The organism is Streptomyces sp. NPDC048255 (genome assembly GCF_040652415.1).
GTDB lineage: Bacteria > Actinomycetota > Actinomycetes > Streptomycetales > Streptomycetaceae > Streptomyces.
Map to the genome: position 1 here is coordinate 1 of NZ_JBEZMA010000130.1, position 2,859 is coordinate 2,859.

The 2,859-nt window shown below is 61.1% G+C and carries 1 protein-coding gene; it reads right to left on the reverse strand.

What is annotated here, in order from left to right:
- Positions 1 to 2,859 (reverse strand): RHS repeat-associated core domain-containing protein (locus tag AB0D94_RS37695; RefSeq protein WP_362062472.1); only part of this gene is annotated, 2,859 nt, incomplete at both ends.

The window sequence follows — 2,859 nt, forward strand, 5'->3', positions numbered from 1 at the left end:
GCCCGAACGGATCGACGCCCGACACCGGATTCGAGCTTACGTAGGCGAAGGTATTGATCCCGCCCGACATCCCGATCGGATCGCTCTGCAAGTAACGGCCAACCGAAGCGTCGTAGTCGCGGAAATAGTTGTAGTTAGATCCAGTCCAGGGATCGAACCGCTGCCCTGGAAAACGCATGTCGAAGACGAATGCGGTCCCGTCCAAGTCCGGATCTTGATTCGGCGCGGTGGCGCCGAACGCCTCGCCCTTCGCATCCCACGACCACACCGCGACATCGCGCTGCGGATCGGCGACCGCTCGGGGCGTGGCCAGACGATCGGTGTAGATGTAGTAGAGCTTCTGTCCCTGTGGCGAGTTCGCCAGAACTGCCACCGGCACGCCATCCCACCAAACGATCTGCTGCATCGGCAGACCCGTATCGCTGTAACTTCCGATCCAACCGCCTCGTTCGTTGTACAACAACCTAGAGCTTGCAACTCCCACATCGGCAGCCCGCACTTGCTCCCCAAGCGCGTTGTACCGATAGCCAGCCTTGTCGAGGCCATTCCATTTGACGGTCTTCAAACGGTCGTCGGCGCCATACTCGAATTGCTTATCCGCACCGATACTCGTCACGTTGCCTGCGGCATCGTAATCCCTCGCAATCCCGCCAACGCTTGCGAGACGATGGCTCGTTGAGGCATAGCCGTACAGCTCATTGACCCCGCCGTGCTTGAAGCTTGTACGGTTGCCCGCCGCGTCATAGCCATAAGAGTCCAAAGGCACTCCCGATGCCCCATCGCGCGTCACGGTCAGCCGACTCAAGCTGTCGTAGTCGTACTTGGCCAGGACCGCACTTTGCAGCCCATCTTTCAACGCCGCGACCTCTCCAATTTCGTTGTAATCGTAGTGCAGGGAAAGCGCGGCATTTCCCGAGCCGGAAACCGTCGCGACCCGATAGTCCTGATCATGAACGCGGGACTGGACCGTTCCATTGCCATAAGTCCAGCTTCTGGCCGGCCCGTTCGGCTCGTAAGCCACCCCAGTCAGCACGACCGAACGAACGCCAGCACTGGGGGTAACTCCAATCTCCGTCACCCGCCCTCTGCCATCGCGCGTGTAGTCCGCAATTGATCCATCGGGATAAGTCACGCTCTTCAACTCGCCGCCCAGGGTATAGGCGTAACGCATCGTCAGGACGCCCGCATCGATCGCCTGCACTTTGCGCACGACCTGCCCGAACCTGTCATAGCAATATTTCAGTTCCGTTCCGTCCTTACGCATCGCACTTACTCGCCCAGCGGCAAAGGTTTCGCCCACTGCACAGGCGCTATTGACCGTGTCGTAGTCGAATTCCACATCCGCCCCCCCGCTGGCCGAGTAGTAGATGGCCTTGGTGCGATTCAAGGCGTCGTAGACATAGCGATGCGGCACCGCATCGTTGGCGTCCTGTTTAGTCGCAACACCACCTGCCGCGTTGTAGGTGTAAGTGGCTACGCCGGTATCTGGACTGCTCAAGCGGACCTGATCGCCAAAACCGTTGTAGCTATAAACGGTATCCAACCCCTTCGGATCGGTAACCTTAGCCACCCGATCCAGCGGGTCGTACTCGAACTTCGTCTCGACATTAAGTCCACCGACATCCTGCAGCGTCCGCACCAACCGGTTGAGCGGGTCGTAGGTCTGGTCGGTAATCCGGCCGAGCGCGTCGGTGGTGCGGTCTTGGTTGCCGCGGCCGTCGTAGCGGTAGACGGTCGCGTTCTGCGACGCGTCTTTGTTCGCCTGCAACTGCCCCAGCGTGTTGTAGACCCGCGACAGGGTGCGCTTGAGCGTGCCGGTGGAGGTCTTGGTGTCTTCCTTGGTCCGGTTGCCCTCGTTATCCAGGGTGTAGTGGATGGTGTTGCCGTCGTTGTCGGTGACGTCGGTCAAGCGCTGGGCCGCGTCGTAGGTGAAGGTCAGCGAGGCGCCGTCGGGCAAAGTCGACTTCTTGAGCTGGCCGGTCGGCCAGTAGTCGAAGCGGGAAATACGGTCGTCGGTTTCGCTGTTGTTGTCGGCGCCGCGGACCTTGGTAGCGAGCAGCCAGCCGCGGGTGGAGAACTCGTTGTCGGAGACGACGCCGTTGATGTCCTTGCTCGACAGCAGGCGGCCTGCGGAGTCGTAGCGCAGCATTTCGGTCGAGCGGCCCAGGGCATCCGTGATCTTCCACAGGTCGCCCTTGCGATAACCGCAATTCGCTGGCGTCGCGGTGCAGCCCGCGGCATCGGCCTGGTAGTAGCTGAAACGGGTCACATCGGTCACATCGCTGCGCGGGCCGTCCACCGCGATCACTTGACCGACGATGGGACACAAGCCCGCATCCACATCCGTCTGCTCGCAGTAGGTTGTGGTCGTGACCCGCTCTTCGTTGTTTGCCGGATCGACGGCCGTGGCGACCGTAGGTTGGCCGCGCCCGTTGTAACTCCACTTGTTCTTCTGGACCACGACGCCGGCGTTGTTGAGCGTGCGCCGCTCGCTGGGCTCGTTGTATGCGGTGTTCCAGTCGGTCTGGATGGTTCGAGTCAAGGCGGTGGTTGCACCGGCCGTGGTCAGGCCTTCGGTTCGTGCCGTCAGATACTGTCCGGTATAGCTATAGTTCGTCCGCGAGCCGCCTGTCGCCGAATCGAAAGCCACACGCCAGCGACTCTCGTAGCCTCTCGAAAGCGTCTGCGAAACCGTCGAGGCATCGCCGGTCGTGGTCGATCCCAGCAGTCGCTTGAATTCGGCCGCGTCATAGCTGTAGTTCCTGACTGCGCCAGAAGGCAGCGTCACCCGCGTCTGTTGCATCGACGGATACGCGAGCGTGACCTTGCCGACACCGCCAGCGTGTTCGCTGATCGTCA